This is a genomic window from Pseudomonas sp. BGI-2 (assembly GCF_004310295.1).
GTDB lineage: Bacteria > Pseudomonadota > Gammaproteobacteria > Pseudomonadales > Pseudomonadaceae > Aquipseudomonas.
Window position 1 is genome coordinate 81552 of record NZ_SISB01000009.1, and the last position, 16520, is coordinate 98071.

The 16520-nt window shown below is 59.6% G+C and carries 16 protein-coding genes; 15 read left to right on the forward strand and 1 reads right to left on the reverse strand.

What is annotated here, in order from left to right; all coding sequences use genetic code 11:
* Window positions 1-193: 193 nt before the first annotated feature.
* From acnA to EYC95_RS08580, 3 genes are all read left to right on the forward strand, one after another.
* Window positions 194-2935, forward strand: a complete 2742-nt coding sequence (acnA, locus tag EYC95_RS08570; RefSeq protein WP_131059961.1) for an aconitate hydratase AcnA — start codon at window positions 194-196, stop codon at window positions 2933-2935.
* Window positions 2936-3133: 198 nt separating this feature from the next.
* Window positions 3134-3925 (forward strand): CPBP family intramembrane glutamic endopeptidase, encoded by a 792-nt coding sequence (locus EYC95_RS08575; RefSeq protein WP_131059962.1) that lies wholly within the window; start codon window positions 3134-3136, stop codon window positions 3923-3925.
* Between the two features lie 103 nt (window positions 3926-4028).
* On the forward strand, window positions 4029-5594 hold the full coding sequence (locus EYC95_RS08580; protein WP_131059963.1) for a PAS domain-containing methyl-accepting chemotaxis protein: 1566 nt from the start codon (window positions 4029-4031) through the stop codon (window positions 5592-5594).
* A 223-nt stretch (window positions 5595-5817) separates the two neighbouring features.
* On the opposite strand, the gene EYC95_RS08585 is transcribed toward EYC95_RS08580, so the two are convergent.
* The gene (locus EYC95_RS08585) at window positions 5818-6495 is read right to left on the reverse strand and encodes an alpha/beta family hydrolase (RefSeq protein ID WP_131059964.1); all 678 of its coding nucleotides are present in this window, start codon (window positions 6493-6495) and stop codon (window positions 5818-5820) included.
* Between the two features lie 99 nt (window positions 6496-6594).
* On the opposite strand from EYC95_RS08585, the gene ccoN (EYC95_RS08590) reads away from it, so the two are divergent.
* The 12 genes from ccoN (EYC95_RS08590) (at window position 6595) to EYC95_RS08645 (ending at window position 16513) form a co-directional block, all read left to right on the forward strand.
* On the forward strand, window positions 6595-8019 hold the full coding sequence (ccoN, locus tag EYC95_RS08590) for a cytochrome-c oxidase, cbb3-type subunit I (protein ID WP_131059965.1): 1425 nt from the start codon (window positions 6595-6597) through the stop codon (window positions 8017-8019).
* Between the two features lie 10 nt (window positions 8020-8029).
* Window positions 8030-8638 (forward strand): cytochrome-c oxidase, cbb3-type subunit II, encoded by a 609-nt coding sequence (gene ccoO / locus EYC95_RS08595; RefSeq protein WP_131059966.1) that lies wholly within the window; start codon window positions 8030-8032, stop codon window positions 8636-8638.
* Between the two features lie 3 nt (window positions 8639-8641).
* Window positions 8642-8842 (forward strand): cbb3-type cytochrome c oxidase subunit 3, encoded by a 201-nt coding sequence (locus EYC95_RS08600; RefSeq protein WP_131059967.1) that lies wholly within the window; start codon window positions 8642-8644, stop codon window positions 8840-8842.
* Entirely contained in the window at window positions 8839-9792 is a 954-nt protein-coding gene (gene ccoP, locus EYC95_RS08605) for a cytochrome-c oxidase, cbb3-type subunit III (RefSeq protein ID WP_131059968.1), read from the forward strand. Before EYC95_RS08600 ends, ccoP (EYC95_RS08605) begins: the two co-directional genes overlap by 4 nt.
* Window positions 9793-10275: 483 nt before the next feature.
* Window positions 10276-11718, forward strand: a complete 1443-nt coding sequence (gene ccoN / locus EYC95_RS08610) for a cytochrome-c oxidase, cbb3-type subunit I (protein ID WP_131059969.1) — start codon at window positions 10276-10278, stop codon at window positions 11716-11718.
* A complete protein-coding gene (gene ccoO / locus EYC95_RS08615; protein WP_131059970.1) occupies window positions 11718-12326 on the forward strand; it encodes a cytochrome-c oxidase, cbb3-type subunit II in 609 nt (202 codons plus the stop codon). The genes ccoN (EYC95_RS08610) and ccoO (EYC95_RS08615) overlap by 1 nt, the downstream gene beginning before the upstream one ends.
* Window positions 12327-12331: 5 nt before the next feature.
* The gene (locus EYC95_RS08620; RefSeq protein WP_003175465.1) at window positions 12332-12517 is read left to right on the forward strand and encodes a CcoQ/FixQ family Cbb3-type cytochrome c oxidase assembly chaperone; all 186 of its coding nucleotides are present in this window, start codon (window positions 12332-12334) and stop codon (window positions 12515-12517) included.
* Entirely contained in the window at window positions 12514-13497 is a 984-nt protein-coding gene (gene ccoP / locus EYC95_RS08625; protein ID WP_131059971.1) for a cytochrome-c oxidase, cbb3-type subunit III, read from the forward strand. The genes EYC95_RS08620 and ccoP (EYC95_RS08625) overlap by 4 nt, the downstream gene beginning before the upstream one ends.
* A gap of 178 nt (window positions 13498-13675) precedes the next feature.
* A complete protein-coding gene (locus tag EYC95_RS08630; protein ID WP_178083828.1) occupies window positions 13676-13930 on the forward strand; it encodes a type II toxin-antitoxin system Phd/YefM family antitoxin in 255 nt (84 codons plus the stop codon).
* A complete protein-coding gene (locus EYC95_RS08635) occupies window positions 13930-14340 on the forward strand; it encodes a type II toxin-antitoxin system VapC family toxin (RefSeq protein ID WP_131059973.1) in 411 nt (136 codons plus the stop codon). Before EYC95_RS08630 ends, EYC95_RS08635 begins: the two co-directional genes overlap by 1 nt.
* Window positions 14341-14546: 206 nt before the next feature.
* Window positions 14547-15962, forward strand: a complete 1416-nt coding sequence (gene ccoG / locus EYC95_RS08640) for a cytochrome c oxidase accessory protein CcoG (protein WP_131059974.1) — start codon at window positions 14547-14549, stop codon at window positions 15960-15962.
* 11 nt (window positions 15963-15973) lie between these two features.
* Window positions 15974-16513: a FixH family protein gene (locus EYC95_RS08645; protein ID WP_131059975.1), complete on the forward strand. Its 540-nt coding sequence runs from the start codon at window positions 15974-15976 to the stop codon at window positions 16511-16513.
* Window positions 16514-16520 lie beyond the last annotated feature (7 nt).

Genomic DNA, 16520 nt, shown 5'->3' on the forward strand with positions numbered 1-16520 from the left:
CGGCAATGAATCGATGCGCAAACTTGCCCTGTAGCAAAGCCTGTCACGAAAACCGGCGCATGATAGCCGAGTTCGGAACCTTGGACTTGGCCATAGAGTCCAGTAATTAGCCTTAAGCATCAAACAGGACTAGGTTTAAACCTCAGTTCGTTCCCTCAGTCCGTAGCCGTGCGGACCCAAAGGAGTCATTTCAATGCCGTCCCTCGATAGCCTGAAAACCCTTAAAACCTTACAAATCGACGACAAGACCTATCACTATTTCAGCTTGCCGGATGCCGCCAAAAGCCTGGGCGATCTGGACAAGCTGCCGATGTCGTTGAAAGTGCTGCTGGAAAACCTGCTGCGCTGGGAAGATGAAAAAACTGTCACCGGCGCTGACCTTCGGGCGATTGCCGCCTGGCTCAAGGAGCGTCGCTCCGACCGTGAAATTCAATACCGCCCCGCGCGGGTATTAATGCAGGACTTTACCGGTGTTCCCGCGGTGGTCGACCTGGCCGCCATGCGTGCGGCCATGGCCAAGGCCGGCGGCGATCCGCAGCGCATCAACCCGTTGTCGCCGGTGGACCTGGTGATCGACCACTCGGTGATGGTCGACAAATTCGGCAGTTCCAGCGCCTTCGAACAGAACGTCGACATCGAAATGCAGCGCAACGGAGAACGTTATGCGTTCCTGCGCTGGGGCCAGAGCGCCTTCGACAACTTCAGCGTGGTGCCGCCGGGCACGGGCATTTGCCACCAGGTCAATCTGGAATACCTCGGTCGCACGGTCTGGACCAAGGACGAGGACGGCCGCACCTACGCCTTCCCGGACACCTTGGTCGGCACTGATTCCCACACCACCATGATCAATGGCCTCGGCGTACTCGGCTGGGGCGTCGGCGGGATTGAAGCGGAAGCGGCGATGCTCGGCCAGCCAGTGTCGATGCTGATTCCGGAAGTGATCGGCTTCAAACTCACCGGCAAGCTCAAGGAAGGCATCACCGCCACCGACCTGGTGCTGACCGTCACACAGATGCTGCGCAAGAAAGGCGTGGTCGGCAAATTCGTCGAGTTCTACGGTGACGGCCTCGCCGATCTGCCGCTGGCCGACCGCGCGACCATCGCCAACATGGCCCCTGAATACGGCGCCACCTGCGGCTTCTTCCCGGTGGACGACATCACGCTGGAGTACCTGCGCCTGTCCGGTCGCCCACATGAAACCGTGAAACTGGTCGAGGCCTACAGCAAAGCCCAGGGCCTGTGGCGCCTGCTGGGCCAGGAACCGGTGTTCACCGACACGCTGGCGTTGGACATGGGCAGCGTCGAAGCCAGCCTGGCCGGGCCGAAACGCCCACAGGACCGGGTCTCGCTGCCGAATGTCGCGCAAGCGTTCAGTGATTTCATCGACCTGCAATTCAAACCCACCAGCAAGGAAGTCGGTCGCCTCGAAAGCGAAGGCGGCGGCGGTGTCGCGGTAGGCAATGCCGACCTGGCCGGTGAAGCCGACTACGAATACGACGGCCAGATCTATCGATTGAAAAACGGCGCGGTGGTGATCGCCGCGATCACCTCCTGCACCAACACTTCCAACCCGAGCGTGATGATGGCCGCCGGGCTGGTGGCAAAAAAAGCGGTGGAGAAAGGCCTCAAGCGCAAACCGTGGGTCAAGAGTTCGCTGGCCCCAGGCTCGAAAGTGGTCACCGACTACTACAAGGCTGCCGGCCTGACCCAGTACCTGGATGAGTTGGGTTTTGCCCTGGTCGGCTACGGCTGCACCACCTGCATCGGCAACTCCGGTCCCTTGGCGGAGCCGATCGAAAAAGCCATCCAGGCTGCCGATCTGACTGTCGCCTCGGTACTGTCGGGCAATCGTAACTTCGAAGGTCGGGTGCATCCGCTGGTGAAAACCAACTGGCTGGCGTCCCCTCCCCTGGTCGTGGCCTATGCGCTGGCCGGTACGGTGCGGACCGACATCAGCAGCGAGCCATTGGGCAACGACAAGGACGGCAATCCTGTGTACTTGCGGGATGTTTGGCCGAGCACCCAAGAGATTGCCGACGCGGTGAATCAGGTCAACACCGCCATGTTCCACAAGGAATACGCCGAAGTGTTTGCCGGCGACGAGCAATGGCAAGCGATTGAAGTGCCGCAAGCGGCGACCTATGTCTGGCAGGATGATTCGACCTACATCCAGCATCCGCCGTTCTTCGATGACATCGGCGGCCCGCCGCCCGTGGTCAAGGACGTCGCCGGTGCCAGGGTCCTTGCGCTGCTCGGCGATTCGGTGACCACCGACCACATCTCCCCCGCCGGCAACATCAAGGCCGACAGCCCGGCCGGTCATTACCTGCGCGAGAAAGGCGTGGAACCACGGGACTTCAACTCCTACGGTTCGCGTCGCGGCAACCACGAAGTGATGATGCGCGGCACCTTCGCCAACATCCGCATTCGCAACGAGATGCTCAGCGGCGAAGAAGGCGGCAACACGATTTACATTCCGACCGGGGAAAGGATGCCGATCTACGACGCGGCCATGCGTTATCAAGCGGCGGGAACGCCGCTGGTGGTGATCGCCGGTCAAGAATACGGCACCGGCTCAAGCCGCGACTGGGCGGCCAAGGGCACCAATCTGCTGGGTGTGAAAGCGGTGATCGCTGAAAGCTTCGAGCGGATTCACCGCTCCAACCTGGTGGGCATGGGCGTGCTGCCATTGCAGTTCAAGCTGGATCAGAACCGCAAGAGCCTGAACCTGACCGGCAAGGAGACGCTGGATATCCTGGGTTTGACTGGCGTGGAGTTGACGCCACGGATGAACCTGACACTCATCATCACCCGCGAGGATGGAAGCCGCGAGAAAGTCGAGGTGTTGTGCCGAATCGATACGCTCAATGAAGTGGAGTACTTCAAGTCGGGGGGGATTTTGCATTACGTGTTGCGGCAGTTGATTGCGTCGTAACCGCCTGCTGACACGGACACCGCCTTCGGGCGGTGTTTTTGTTTGTGTCATGTGGGAGCGAGCTTGCTCCGGGTGGAGTTTCGACGATGAGGCCATAACACTCAAAATCATCGTTGACTGACACTCCGCTATCGCGAGCAGGCTCACTCCTACAAGGGACCGCGGCGCCACGCAAATTTCTGGACACAAGGACTTCACATGATTGCCCTGCCATGGATCTACCTGGCCCTTCTCTCCCTCGGTTACGCCCTCGCTCTGACTTACGGCCAACTCGGCTGGCTGGCCGGCATCTCCGTCGCGCTGCTACTGGTCGCCGGTTTCGCCGTCCGCCAACAAAAGCTGCCCATCGCTCGCTTCCTAGGCCACGGCTTGTTCATCTTCCTGGCCTTGGCGCTGGCGATGCACTGGCTGCCGGGTTTCTACAACGGTCGAGGCATCGATCCGCAACGCTTCACCGATGATGCAGTGCCGTTTTCCATGTACCTGAATCAGGACAAACCCCTGATCGGCTTCTGGCTGTTACTGGTGTGCCCTTGGATTGTCGGCCGGCGCTCCCTGCGCCTTTCGGCTTATGCCACGGCACTCGCCCTGACCCTGAGCACCGTGCTGGCCTTGGGCGGCGCACTTGTGCTGGGTGTGATCAGTTGGGCACCGAAGTGGCCGGATCAAGCCGGGTTGTGGGTGCTGAACAATCTGCTGCTGGTCACGCTGGTGGAGGAAGCGCTGTTTCGCGGTTATATCCAGGGCGGTCTGAGTCGGCAGTTCAAAAACCTGCCCTACGGTGAAAACCTGGCGTTGCTGCTTGCGTCGCTGTTGTTCGGTCTGGTGCATGTGGGGGCGGGTTGGCAATGGGTGCTGCTGGCGAGTCTGGCAGGTATCGGCTATGGTCTGGCCTACCGTTTTGGCGGTTTGGGGGCGGCCATCGCCACCCATTTCGGCTTGAACCTGCTGCATTTCGCACTGTTCACCTACCCGATGCTCGCCGGCTGATGCAATGGCCGTTTTGCGACGCGCCGCTGATTATTGAAAAATAATTTCAATAAAATCCTGACGCCGCCGACAACCTCTCAAAGCCTTGCGGATTGAAAAAGCCATGCGTAACAACCAGCCCACCACACAACGCGAACGGACCTTCCCGGCTCAGCAACGGTTGATTTCCACCACCGATGCCAAAGGCGTGATCACCTACTGCAACGACGCCTTTGTCGAAATCAGCGGGTTTTCCCGTGAGGAGCTGATCCGTGCGCCGCATAACCTGGTCCGTCACCCCGACGTCCCGGCCGCGGTGTTCGCGCACATGTGGGGCACACTGAAACAAGGCTTGCCATGGATGGGCATTGTCAAGAATCGCTGCAAGACCGGTGACCACTACTGGGTTAACGCCTATGTCACTCCGGTTTTCGAAGGCAATCAGGTGATCGGTTACGAATCGGTGCGGGTCAAACCCACCGCCGAGCAGATCCGCCGTGCCGAAGCGCTCTACCAACGCATCAACCAGGGCAAGTCGGCCGTCCCTTCGACAGACAAATGGTTGCCGGTGCTTCAGGACTGGCTGCCGTTCATTCTGGTCAGCCAGCTGAGTTTCATGATCGGTGCGTCCCTCAACTCCCAGTGGGGCTTCGCCCTCGCCGCCGGTCTTTCGGTGCCGTTGGGCCTGTTGGGCCTGAGCTGGCAACAGCGTGGCCTCAAGCGCTTGCTGCGCCTGGCCGAGCAGACCACCTCCGACCCGCTGATCGCGCAGATGTACACCGACAGTCGTGGCGCTCAGGCACGCCTGGAGATGTCGATTCTCAGCCAGGAAGCGCGCCTGAAAACCTGCCTGACCCGCCTGCAGGACACCGCCGAGCACCTGACCGAGCAAGCCAAACAGTCCGACGCCCTGGCCCACAACAGCTCCACTGGCCTGGAACGTCAACGGGTCGAAACCGAGCAAGTGGCCACCGCCGTCAATCAGATGGCCGCCACCACCCAGGAAGTCGCTAGCCACGTACAACGTACCGCCGACGCCACCCAGGAAGCCAATCGCCTGACCGGTCGCGGCCGCGACATCGCCGGCGAAACTCGTGAAGCCATCCAGCGCTTGTCGGCGGTGGTCGGTGAAACCGGGCTGACCGTGACCCAACTGGCCAAGGACAGCGACGAAATCGGCGGCGTGGTCGATGTGATCAAAGGCATCGCCGACCAGACCAACCTGCTGGCCCTGAACGCCGCTATCGAAGCCGCGCGTGCCGGCGAGATGGGCCGTGGTTTTGCGGTGGTGGCTGACGAAGTGCGCCAACTGGCACAACGTACCAGCGAATCCACCGGGCAGATTCACGCCCTGATCGCCAAGCTCCAACAAACCGCCAGCACCGCGGTGCAAACCATGGAAGCCGGGCATCGCCAGGCGGAAGAAGGCGTGGCGCGAGTATTGGAAGCGGATCAGGCGTTGGTGGGGATCAGCGAAGCGGTGGCCAACATCACCGACATGACCACCCAGATCGCTGCCGCGACCGAAGAGCAAAGTGCAGTCGCCGAGGAAATCAGCCGCAACATCAGCAACATCTCGCAACTGGCTGACCAGACTTCAGAACAGGCACAGCACTCGGCGTTATTGAGTGAAGAGTTGACGAAGACGGCGAATACCCAGTATTCGTTGGTGGAGCGGTTTAATCGCTGATTGATGCTGGAAACAAAGAACCCGGACGGCGAAAGCTTCCGGGTTTTTTATTGCCAATCTGAAAGTGATGGCGCCTGTCAGGGCCTCTTCGCAGGCAAGTCGGATCGCCGCCCGCTCGCTCCTACAGGTTTGGTACCGTTCATCCGAGCACCGACAACCTGTAGGAGCGAGCGGGCGGCGATCCGACTTGCCCGCGAAGAGGCCCTGATGCCCAACACAAATCTCATTTGAGAAATGCAGCTACCCGACTCACCGCCGAAGCCAAATGCTGCTCATGGGTAAACCCCGAAGCTTTCAATGGCTTCAAATCATGATCCCCCGCCCCCAGCCAGAACACCTCGATACTCGGCGCCAACGTGTAAGCCTCGACCGCTTCACGATTGCCCAGCGCATCCCGCTCGCCCTGAACAATCAACGTCCGAGTCTTGAGTCCAGCCAAATGCTCGACCCGGGGTTTCTCCGGTTTACCGACCGCGTAAAACGGATACCCCAGACATACAAGTGCATCCGCCCCCAACTCATCCGCCAGCAAACTCGCCATCCGCCCGCCCATGGACTTGCCGCCAATGGCCAAACGCCCAGTGACATGGCGTCGCACCTCCGCATACACCTCACGCCAGCATTCCTGCAGTTTCGGCGCCGGATTCGGTGGACGGTTGCCCCCGTCAACACGCCGTTGCGCCATGTACGGAAACTCGAAGCGCAGTACGTTGATGCCTTGATCGGCGAGGCGTGCAGCCATGTCGTTCATCCAGCCACTGTCCATCGGTGCGCCGGCACCATGGGCGAGGATCAGCGTTGCCGATGCAGGTCCTGAGGCGGCATTCCACAACCATCCGTGATCCCGCACACACTGCGCCCATTGATCCCCGTCAATACTGGCCTTGTGCTGTTTGTCCATGCTTGCCTCGCTTTTAGTCTGCCTATAACTCCAGGCGAAGGACGCGCTGCCTTTTTGTTGCAAGCGTGCTCACTTCGGCTGAACCGTGGATGGGGAACCATGAACACTTCTATCAGTACCGCCTACAACTACAAGGTGGTCCGCCAATTCGCCATTATGACGGTGGTGTGGGGCATCGTCGGCATGGGGCTCGGGGTTTTTCTCGCGGCTCAATTGGTCTGGCCTGAACTCAACTTCGATTTACCGTGGACCAGTTTCGGCCGCTTGCGCCCGCTGCACACCAACGCAGTGATCTTCGCCTTCGGCGGTTGCGCCCTGTTCGCCAGTTCGTTCTATTCGGTGCAACGCACCTGCCAAACGCAACTGTTCGCACCGAAAATCGCCGCGTTCTGCTTCTGGGGCTGGCAAGTGGTGATCCTGCTGGCGGCCATCAGCTTGCCGCTGGGTTACACCAGCTCCAAGGAATACGCCGAGCTGGAATGGCCGATCGACATTTTGATCACCATCGTCTGGGTCGCCTACGCCGTGGTGTTCTTCGGCACGCTGGCGAATCGCAAGACCAAGCACATCTACGTCGGCAACTGGTTCTTCGGTGCATTCATCATCACCGTGGCGATTCTGCACATCGTCAACAACCTTGAGCTGCCGGTGAGTTTCACCAAGTCCTACTCGGTGTACGCGGGTGCGACCGATGCCATGGTTCAGTGGTGGTACGGACACAACGCCGTAGGCTTTTTCCTCACCGCCGGTTTTCTCGGGATGATGTACTACTTCGTGCCGAAACAGGCCGAGCGTCCGGTGTATTCCTATCGCTTGTCGATCGTGCACTTCTGGGCGCTGATCACCCTGTACATCTGGGCCGGCCCGCACCATTTGCACTACACCGCGTTGCCGGACTGGGCGCAGTCGCTGGGCATGGTGATGTCGCTGATCCTGCTGGCGCCAAGCTGGGGCGGGATGATTAACGGGATGATGACCCTCTCGGGCGCCTGGCATAAGTTGCGCAGCGACCCGATCCTGCGCTTCCTCGTGGTATCGCTGGCTTTCTACGGCATGTCGACCTTTGAAGGGCCGATGATGGCGATCAAGACGGTCAACGCCCTCTCCCACTACACCGACTGGACCATCGGCCACGTTCACGCCGGGGCACTCGGCTGGGTCGCGATGATTTCCATCGGCGCGCTGTACCACATGATCCCGAAAATCTTCGGTCGCCCGCAGATGCACAGCATCGGCCTGATCAACGCGCACTTCTGGCTCGCCACCATCGGCACCGTGCTGTACATCGCGTCCATGTGGGTCAACGGCATCGCCCAGGGCCTGATGTGGCGTGCAGTCAACGAAGACGGCACGCTGACCTACTCCTTCGTCGAAACCCTGGTGGCCAGCCACCCAGGCTTCGTCGTGCGGCTGGTGGGCGGTGCGATCTTCCTCAGCGGCATGTTCCTGATGGCTTACAACACCTGGCGCACCGTGCGGGCCTCGCAGCCTGCCGAAGTCGCCGCTGCCGCGCAGATGGCCTGAGGAGTCCGCCATGAAACACGAAACAATCGAGAAAAACGTCGGCCTGCTGATGCTGCTGATGGTCCTGGCCGTGAGCATCGGCGGTCTGACCCAGATCGTCCCGCTGTTCTTCCAGGACGTGACCAATAAACCGGTGGAAGGCATGAAACCCTACACCGCGCTGCAACTGGAAGGTCGCGACATCTACATCCGTGAAGGCTGCGTGCAGTGCCACTCGCAGATGATCCGCCCGTTTCGCGCCGAAACCGAACGTTACGGGCACTACTCGGTGGCGGGCGAGAGCGTCTGGGATCACCCGTTCCTCTGGGGCTCCAAACGCACCGGTCCGGACCTGGCCCGGGTCGGCGGGCGCTACTCGGATGACTGGCACCGTGCGCACTTGTACAACCCGCGCAACGTGGTACCGGAATCGAAGATGCCGGCCTACCCATGGCTGGTCACCCAACCGGTGGACAGCAGCAGCACCGAAACCAAGCTCAAGGTCATGCGCACCCTCGGCGTGCCGTACACCGACGACGACATCAGCGGCGCGGTGTCCAGCATCAAGGGCAAGACTGAAATGGACGCCCTGGTTTCTTACCTGCAAGTGCTCGGCACTGCGATCAAGAGCAAGAGGTGAGCCATGGTCTTTGAAATGAGCACGGGCCTGATCCGCGGCCTCGGCACTGTCGTGGTGTTCGTGGCATTCGTCGGCCTGACCCTGTGGGTGTTCAACAGCAAGCGCGGCCCGGAATTCGCCGAAGCGCGCCTGCTGCCGTTCGCCGACGAACCACAACCCGACAGCACCCAAGAACCCGCAACAACAAGGAGTACCCGGCCATGACCACCTTCTGGAGTACGTGGATCTGCGTACTGACCATCGGCAGCCTGATCGGCCTGACCTGGCTGCTGATCGGCACCCGCAAGGGCGAAACCAAGGGCAGCGTCGACCAGACCATGGGCCACAGCTTCGACGGCATCGAGGAGTACGACAATCCGCTGCCGCAGTGGTGGTTCATGCTGTTCGCCGGCACGCTGGTGTTTGCCGTGGGTTACCTGATCCTTTATCCGGGCCTGGGCAACTGGAAAGGCGTCCTGCCGGGTTACGAGGACGGCTGGACGGGCGTCCACGAATGGGAAAAGGAGATGAACAAGGCGGACGCGAAGTTCGGACCGATCTTCGCCAAATTCGCCGCCATGCCCGTTGAAGAAGTGGCCAAGGACCCGCAAGCGCTGAAAATGGGTGGTCGCCTGTTCGCGTCCAACTGCTCGGTGTGCCACGGCTCGGATGCCAAGGGTGCCTTCGGCTTCCCGAACCTGGCCGACAGCAACTGGCGCTGGGGCGGTGATGCCGAGATGATCAAGACCACGATCATGGGTGGTCGCGTAGCGGCAATGCCGGCTTGGGGTGAAATCCTCGGTGATGCCGGCGTGAAAAACGTTGCCGCGTATGTGCGTCATGAATTGGCCGGCCTGCCACTGCCCGCGGACAGCACCGCCGATCTGCAAGCCGGACAGCAAGCGTTCAGCACCACCTGCGTAGCCTGTCATGGGGCAAACGGCCAGGGCACTGAAGCCATGGGGGCGCCGAATCTGACGCAACCGGCCGGATTCATTTACGGAACCAGCCTGGCGCAATTGCAACAGACCATTCGTCATGGCCGTCAGGGTCATATGCCAGCGCAGAACGAATTGCTCGGCAACGACAAGGTGCAACTGCTGGCCGCTTACGTCTACAGCTTGTCTCACGGTTTGAGCACCGAGCGTTTGCAAGCTGAAGGCAAACGCGAATAAATCTCGACCGCTCTACTGCCGCATTCTCCCGGATGCGGCAGTTCCCTGCCTCTTTGCGACCAAGTGTCGCACCCCTCCGATGGTCCTCCTTTCGGTTCACCACATTCGGGTCTAAGCTTGCTTCGATGCGGACTGGCATGAGCCGGTTCCAGGTCGACCCAACCCGATGTGTTCGACAAATCTGCTCGATGACAAGCCGCAAAGGCTGGTAGATACCGGCTGTCATGCCAATTGCCATCGGTCACCTGCTCGTTGTGTTTGAACACACCCCGTAACAACTGACCTGACCCCCTCACCCTTTTCGTTCGCTGCGACGTTTTGTCCTAGGCCGATTTTGTCCTTACGCGGCGCATGGAAAGGCCGCAGAATCAGCTTTTGAAAGCATTGACCCAGGTCATGGCGCGTTGCAATGACCCCCCGCTTTCTACATACTTGCGGCCGATTTTTACTCCTAATAAAACACCCAAACCGTGGAACCTTAGAATGAGCACAGCAATCAGTCCGACTGCTTATAACTATAAGGTAGTCCGCCAGTTCGCCATCATGACGGTGGTCTGGGGGATCCTTGGCATGGGGCTTGGTGTCTTCATCGCCTCACAGCTTGTATGGCCGGAATTGAACTTCGGTCTGCCGTGGACGACTTTTGGACGCTTACGCCCGTTGCACACCAACCTGGTGATTTTCGCCTTCGGTGGTTGTGCTCTGTTTGCCACTTCTTATTACGTCGTGCAGCGAACCTGCCAAACGCGACTGATTTCCGACAGCCTCGCCGCCTTCACCTTCTGGGGATGGCAAGCGGTGATCGTCGGCGCGATCATTACCTTGCCGCTGGGTTACACCACCACCAAGGAATACGCGGAACTGGAATGGCCCCTGGCTATTCTGCTGGCCATCGTCTGGGTGTCCTACGGTCTGGTGTTCTTCGGCACCATCACCAAGCGCAACACCAAACATATCTATGTGGGTAACTGGTTCTACGGTGCCTTCATCGTCGTGACGGCGATGCTGCACATCGTCAACCACGCGTCCCTGCCGGTCAGCTTCTTCAAGTCCTACTCGGCCTACGCCGGTGCGACTGACGCGATGATACAGTGGTGGTACGGCCACAACGCGGTCGGTTTCTTCCTGACCACCGGCTTCCTGGGGATGATGTACTACTTCGTTCCGAAGCAGGCCGAGCGTCCGATCTACTCCTACCGCCTGTCGATCGTGCACTTCTGGGCGCTGATCACCCTGTACATCTGGGCCGGTCCGCACCACCTGCACTACACCGCCCTGCCGGACTGGGCTCAGTCCCTGGGCATGGCGATGTCGATCATCCTGCTGGCTCCGAGCTGGGGCGGCATGATCAACGGCATGATGACCCTGTCGGGCGCCTGGCATAAGCTGCGCACCGACCCGATCCTGCGCTTCCTCGTGGTATCGCTCGCGTTCTACGGCATGTCGACCTTCGAAGGTCCGATGATGGCCATCAAGACCGTCAACTCGCTGTCGCACTACACCGACTGGACCATCGGCCACGTACACGCCGGTGCCTTGGGTTGGGTTGCGATGATCTCGATCGGCGCCATTTACCACATGATCCCGAAATTGTTTGGTCGCGCGCAGATGCACAGCATCGGCCTGATCAACACGCACTTCTGGCTCGCGACCATCGGTACCGTTCTGTACATCGCTTCGATGTGGGTCAACGGCATCACCCAGGGTCTGATGTGGCGTGCAATCAACGACGACGGCACCCTCACCTACTCGTTCGTCGAAGCCCTGCAAGCCAGCCACCCTGGCTTCATCGTTCGCGCCTTGGGCGGTGCGTTCTTTGCCAGCGGCATGCTGTTCATGGCCTACAACGTATGGCGCACCGTACGTGCCTCGAACCCGGCTGAAGCCGAAGCAGCCGCTCAGATTGCTGTAGTTGGAGCTCACTGATGAAGCATGAAGCAGTCGAGAAGAACATTGGCCTGCTGGCCTTCTTCATGGTTATCGCCGTCAGCATCGGCGGCCTGACCCAGATCGTTCCGCTGTTTTTCCAGGACGTCACCAACAAGCCGGTCGAAGGCATGAAGCCTCGTACCGCCCTTGAAGTCGAAGGACGTGACGTCTATATCGCCAACGGTTGCGTCGGCTGCCACTCGCAGATGATCCGCCCGTTCCGCGCTGAAACCGAACGTTACGGCCACTATTCGGTTGCCGGTGAAAGCGTCTGGGACCACCCGTTCCTGTGGGGCTCCAAGCGCACCGGTCCGGACCTGGCCCGTGTCGGCGGTCGTTACTCCGATGACTGGCAGCGTGCGCACTTATACAACCCGCGCAACGTGGTGCCTGAGTCGAAAATGCCGGCCTACCCGTTCCTCGTGGAAAACAAGCTCGACGGCAAAGACACCGCCAAGAAACTGGAAGTCTTGCGCACGCTCGGCGTCCCTTACACCGACGAAGACATCGCCGGTGCCAAGGATGCTGTGAAGGGCAAAACCGAAATGGACGCGCTGGTGGCCTATCTGCAAGGCCTGGGCACCATCATCAAAAGCAAACGGTGATTTAGATGGATATCGGGATGATTCGTGGCCTGGGCACCGTTGTTGTGATGGTGGCCTTCATCGGACTGGCGCTGTGGGTGTTCAGCCCCAAGCGCAAGTCGGAGTTTGAAGACGCGACCTTGCTGCCTTTCGCGGATGATCCCGAAGCCATCAAGCACGTCGAGCAAGCTTCTAGGAGTAACAAAGAATGACTACGTTCTGGAGTCTGTACGTCACAGTCCTCAGTCTCGGCACCATCTTCGCCCTGACCTGGCTGCTGCTGTCTACCCGCAAGGGCCAGCGCGCCGAGCAGACAGAGGAAACGGTTGGCCACTCCTTCGACGGGATCGAGGAGTACGACAACCCCCTGCCGAAATGGTGGTTCATGCTGTTCGTGGGCACCATCATCTTCGCCCTGGGCTACCTGGTGCTGTACCCGGGCCTGGGCAACTGGAAAGGCCTGCTGCCGGGTTACAACTACCTGGATAACGAAAAGCAGACCGCGTTCGCCAACGGCCAGACCGGCTGGACCGGCGTTCACGAGTGGGAAAAGGAAATGGCCAAGTCGGACGCGAAGTTCGGTCCGATCTTCGCCAAGTTCGCTTCCATGCCGATTGAAGAAGTCGCCAAGGACCCGCAAGCCCTGAAGATGGGTGGCCGCCTGTTCGCCTCCAACTGCTCGGTCTGCCACGGCTCCGACGCCAAAGGCGCTTATGGCTTCCCGAACCTGACCGACGCCGACTGGCGCTGGGGCGGTGAAGCGGAAACCATCAAGACCACCATCATGGGCGGCCGTCACGCGGTCATGCCGGCGTGGGCTGACGTGATCGGCGAGCAAGGCGTTGCGGACGTTGCTTCGTTCGTGCTGACCAACCTCGACGGCCGCAAAATGCCGGAAGGCACCAAGGCCGATCCGGTTGCCGGCCAGAAGCTGTTTGCCGCCAACTGTGCGGTGTGCCACGGCCCGGCAGGCAAAGGTACGCCAGCGATGGGCGCCCCCGACCTGACCCACCCGGCCGGGTTCATCTACGGTTCGAGCTTCGCTCAACTGCAGCAGACCATCCGTTACGGCCGTCAGGGCCAGATGCCTGCGCAAGAACAGCTGCAAGGCAACGACAAGGTTCACCTGTTGGCCGCTTACGTCTACAGCCTGTCTCACGGTGAGAAAGCGCCGGTGGCGGACGCCCAGTAAGGCAAACGCTTGATGCAACAAAAAACGGCCCCGCCAATGTGAATTGGCGGGGCCGTTTTTTTTGCCCCTCAAGTCCGGCCCCAGCGACCAGCGGTAGCGACGCTTACCCCTTCGTGGTTGCGATCCGGCCCGCCTGGTAGTAACGTTTCTACAAAGTACTTCAGGAGGGGCAACCATGATGGCCATCACCACCATTTCCAGTCGTGAATTCAACCAGGACACAAGTAGTGCCAAAAAAGCCACGCGTCAGGGTCCGGTAATTATCACCGACCGTGGCAAGCCGGCCCATGTACTGCTAAGCATTGAGGACTACCAAAATCTCACCGGCAGCAACGTCAACATCGTCGATCTATTGGTGATGCCGGAAGCGGCAGATATCGAGCTCGAAACCGAGCGCGCCGTGATCACTCATCGACCCGTGGACCTGTCCTGATGTTTCTACTCGACACCAATGTGATTTCTGAACTACGCAAACCCCGGGCGGACGCAAACGTCGTCGCCTGGGCCAAAAGTGTCATCGCGCCACGTATGTTTATTTCCGCCATTACCCTAAAGGAGCTGGAGGCCGGTGTTCTGCGAATGGAGCGTCGTGACCCCGCGCAGGGAAAGGTTTTGCGTACCTGGCTGAAGCGACATGTCATGCCAGCCTTTGATGCCAGAATCTTGCCGGTCGACGCCGCCGTGGCTCTGCGCTGTGCCGGTTTGCATGTTCCAGGCAGCGCAAATGAAAGCGACGCCCTGATTGCAGCGACTGCCCTGGTTCATGGTCTGACGGTGGTCACTCGCAATATCGGCGACTTTCAATCCAGCGGCGTTGCCTTGATCAATCCATGGGCCGATTGAAACGTAGGCACTCGTAAAACCGTCCATAATTCACAAGTCAATTGATTCAAGTCATTACACCGTCAGTTGATTTCAACCAACGTGACCAAAGGTCGCACCCTTGAGCTAGAGCGACAGGCGTATCATTGCGCCACTGCAACACCTCTTTTTGACCGCGGTCGGCATGTACTGACCGAGGCGTTTTTCCACTGCCGTGGGATGCAATGATGAGCAATCAGATTCCGGTACACGACGTCACTCCGCCTGCCAAGAACGCGAACAACAGCGTCGACCTCTACGCCTCACGAGAAAAGATCTACACCCGCACCTTCACCGGCTTGTTCCGTAACCTGCGGATGATGGGCGGTGCCGGGTTGTTTCTGCTGTATTTCGGTACGGTCTGGCTGAACTGGGGTGGTCATCAGGCCGTCTGGTGGAACCTGCCGGAGCGCAAATTCTTTATTTTTGGCGCAACCTTCTGGCCTCAGGACTTCATCCTGCTCTCAGGCATTTTGATCGTCAGCGCCTTCGGCCTGTTCTTCATTACCGTGTACGCCGGTCGTGTGTGGTGCGGTTATACCTGCCCGCAGAGCGTCTGGACGTGGATTTACATGTGGTGCGAAAAGGTCACCGAAGGCGACCGCAACCAGCGCATCAAGCTCGACAAGGCGCCAATGAGCGCCAACAAATTCCTGCGCAAATTCAGCAAACACACGATGTGGCTGTTGATCGGCTTCGTCACCGGCATGACCTTCGTCGGTTACTTCTCGCCCATTCGTGAACTGACGATCGATTTTTTCACCGGCGAAGCAGATGGCTGGTCGTATTTCTGGGTCGGTTTCTTCACCCTGGCCACCTACGGCAACGCCGGCTGGTTGCGCGAGCAAGTGTGCATTTACATGTGCCCGTATGCGCGGTTCCAGAGCGTGATGTTCGACAAGGACACGCTGATCGTTTCCTACGATCCGCGCCGTGGCGAGAGCCGCGGCCCGCGCAAGAAAGGCATCGACTACAAGGCCCAGGGCCTGGGCGACTGCATCGATTGCACCATGTGCGTCCAGGTCTGCCCGACCGGTATCGACATTCGCGACGGTCTGCAGATCGAATGCATCGGCTGCGCGGCATGTATCGATGCCTGCGACAGCATCATGGACAAGATGGACTACCCACGCGGCCTGATCAGCTACACCACCGAACACAACCTGTCCGGGCAAAAAACCCATAAACTGCGCCCGCGCCTGATCGGCTATGCCCTGGTGCTGCTGGCCATGATGGGATTGCTGGCGGGCGCGTTCTTCATGCGTTCGCTGGTCGGTTTCGACGTCAGCAAGGACCGTGTGCTGTACCGCGAGAACGCTGAAGGCCGAATCGAGAACGTCTACAGCCTGAAGATCATGAACAAAGACCAGCGCGACCATACCTATGTGCTGGAAGCCTCTGGTTTGCCGGACCTGAAGCTGCAAGGCAAGCGCGAAATCAAAGTCGCCGCCGGGGAGATTTTCAGCCAGCCGGTCGAACTGTCGATCGCACCGGAAAAACTGCCGTCGAGCACCAACGAGGTGAAATTCATCCTCAAGGATGCCGACGACGACAGCGTCCACGTTGAAGCCAAGAGCCGATTTATCGGCCCACAAATTCGTTGAGAGAAGTGATCATGCCCGCAGCAAACGCCGCAAGCCCTTGGTACAAGCATCTTTGGCCGTGGATCATCATCGCCATCCTGGCCTGTTCCGTGACCCTGACGTTGTCCATGGTGACGATCGCGGTGAACAACCCGGATAACCTGGTCAACGACAACTACTACGAGGCCGGCAAAGGCATCAACCGCTCCCTCGACCGCGAGCTGCTGGCCCAGACCCTGCTGCTGCGGGCCAGCGTTCACCTGGATGACGTGACCGGTGAAGTCGATCTGCGCCTGAGCGGCAACAGCCAACCAAAAACCCTTGAGCTGAACCTTATTTCACCGACCCAGCCGGAGAAGGATCGCAAAATCAGCCTCGCCCGCAGCGAAACCGAACAGGGCCGCTACATCGGTCAGTTGAGCGACAAGGTTGAAGGCCGTCGTTTTGTCGAATTGCTAGGCACACAGGACGACCACATCTGGCGCATGTTCGAAGAAGAACTGGTCAGCCATGACAAGGACCTGCTGCTGGGTGATGAACCGCTGCAAGGCGCGGAAGACCTGAAGAAGTAACAACCAG

Coding starts and splice junctions, on each gene's coding strand:
- acnA (WP_131059961.1), top strand. CDS start 194: ATGCCGTCCCTCGATAGCCTGAAAACCCTTAAAACCTTACAAATCGAC.
- EYC95_RS08575 (WP_131059962.1), top strand. CDS start 3,134: ATGATTGCCCTGCCATGGATCTACCTGGCCCTTCTCTCCCTCGGTTAC.
- EYC95_RS08580 (WP_131059963.1), top strand. CDS start 4,029: ATGCGTAACAACCAGCCCACCACACAACGCGAACGGACCTTCCCGGCT.
- EYC95_RS08585 (WP_131059964.1), bottom strand. CDS start 6,495: ATGGACAAACAGCACAAGGCCAGTATTGACGGGGATCAATGGGCGCAG.
- ccoN (WP_131059965.1), top strand. CDS start 6,595: ATGAACACTTCTATCAGTACCGCCTACAACTACAAGGTGGTCCGCCAA.
- ccoO (WP_131059966.1), top strand. CDS start 8,030: ATGAAACACGAAACAATCGAGAAAAACGTCGGCCTGCTGATGCTGCTG.
- EYC95_RS08600 (WP_131059967.1), top strand. CDS start 8,642: ATGGTCTTTGAAATGAGCACGGGCCTGATCCGCGGCCTCGGCACTGTC.
- ccoP (WP_131059968.1), top strand. CDS start 8,839: ATGACCACCTTCTGGAGTACGTGGATCTGCGTACTGACCATCGGCAGC.
- ccoN (WP_131059969.1), top strand. CDS start 10,276: ATGAGCACAGCAATCAGTCCGACTGCTTATAACTATAAGGTAGTCCGC.
- ccoO (WP_131059970.1), top strand. CDS start 11,718: ATGAAGCATGAAGCAGTCGAGAAGAACATTGGCCTGCTGGCCTTCTTC.
- EYC95_RS08620 (WP_003175465.1), top strand. CDS start 12,332: ATGGATATCGGGATGATTCGTGGCCTGGGCACCGTTGTTGTGATGGTG.
- ccoP (WP_131059971.1), top strand. CDS start 12,514: ATGACTACGTTCTGGAGTCTGTACGTCACAGTCCTCAGTCTCGGCACC.
- EYC95_RS08630 (WP_178083828.1), top strand. CDS start 13,676: ATGGCCATCACCACCATTTCCAGTCGTGAATTCAACCAGGACACAAGT.
- EYC95_RS08635 (WP_131059973.1), top strand. CDS start 13,930: ATGTTTCTACTCGACACCAATGTGATTTCTGAACTACGCAAACCCCGG.
- ccoG (WP_131059974.1), top strand. CDS start 14,547: ATGAGCAATCAGATTCCGGTACACGACGTCACTCCGCCTGCCAAGAAC.
- EYC95_RS08645 (WP_131059975.1), top strand. CDS start 15,974: ATGCCCGCAGCAAACGCCGCAAGCCCTTGGTACAAGCATCTTTGGCCG.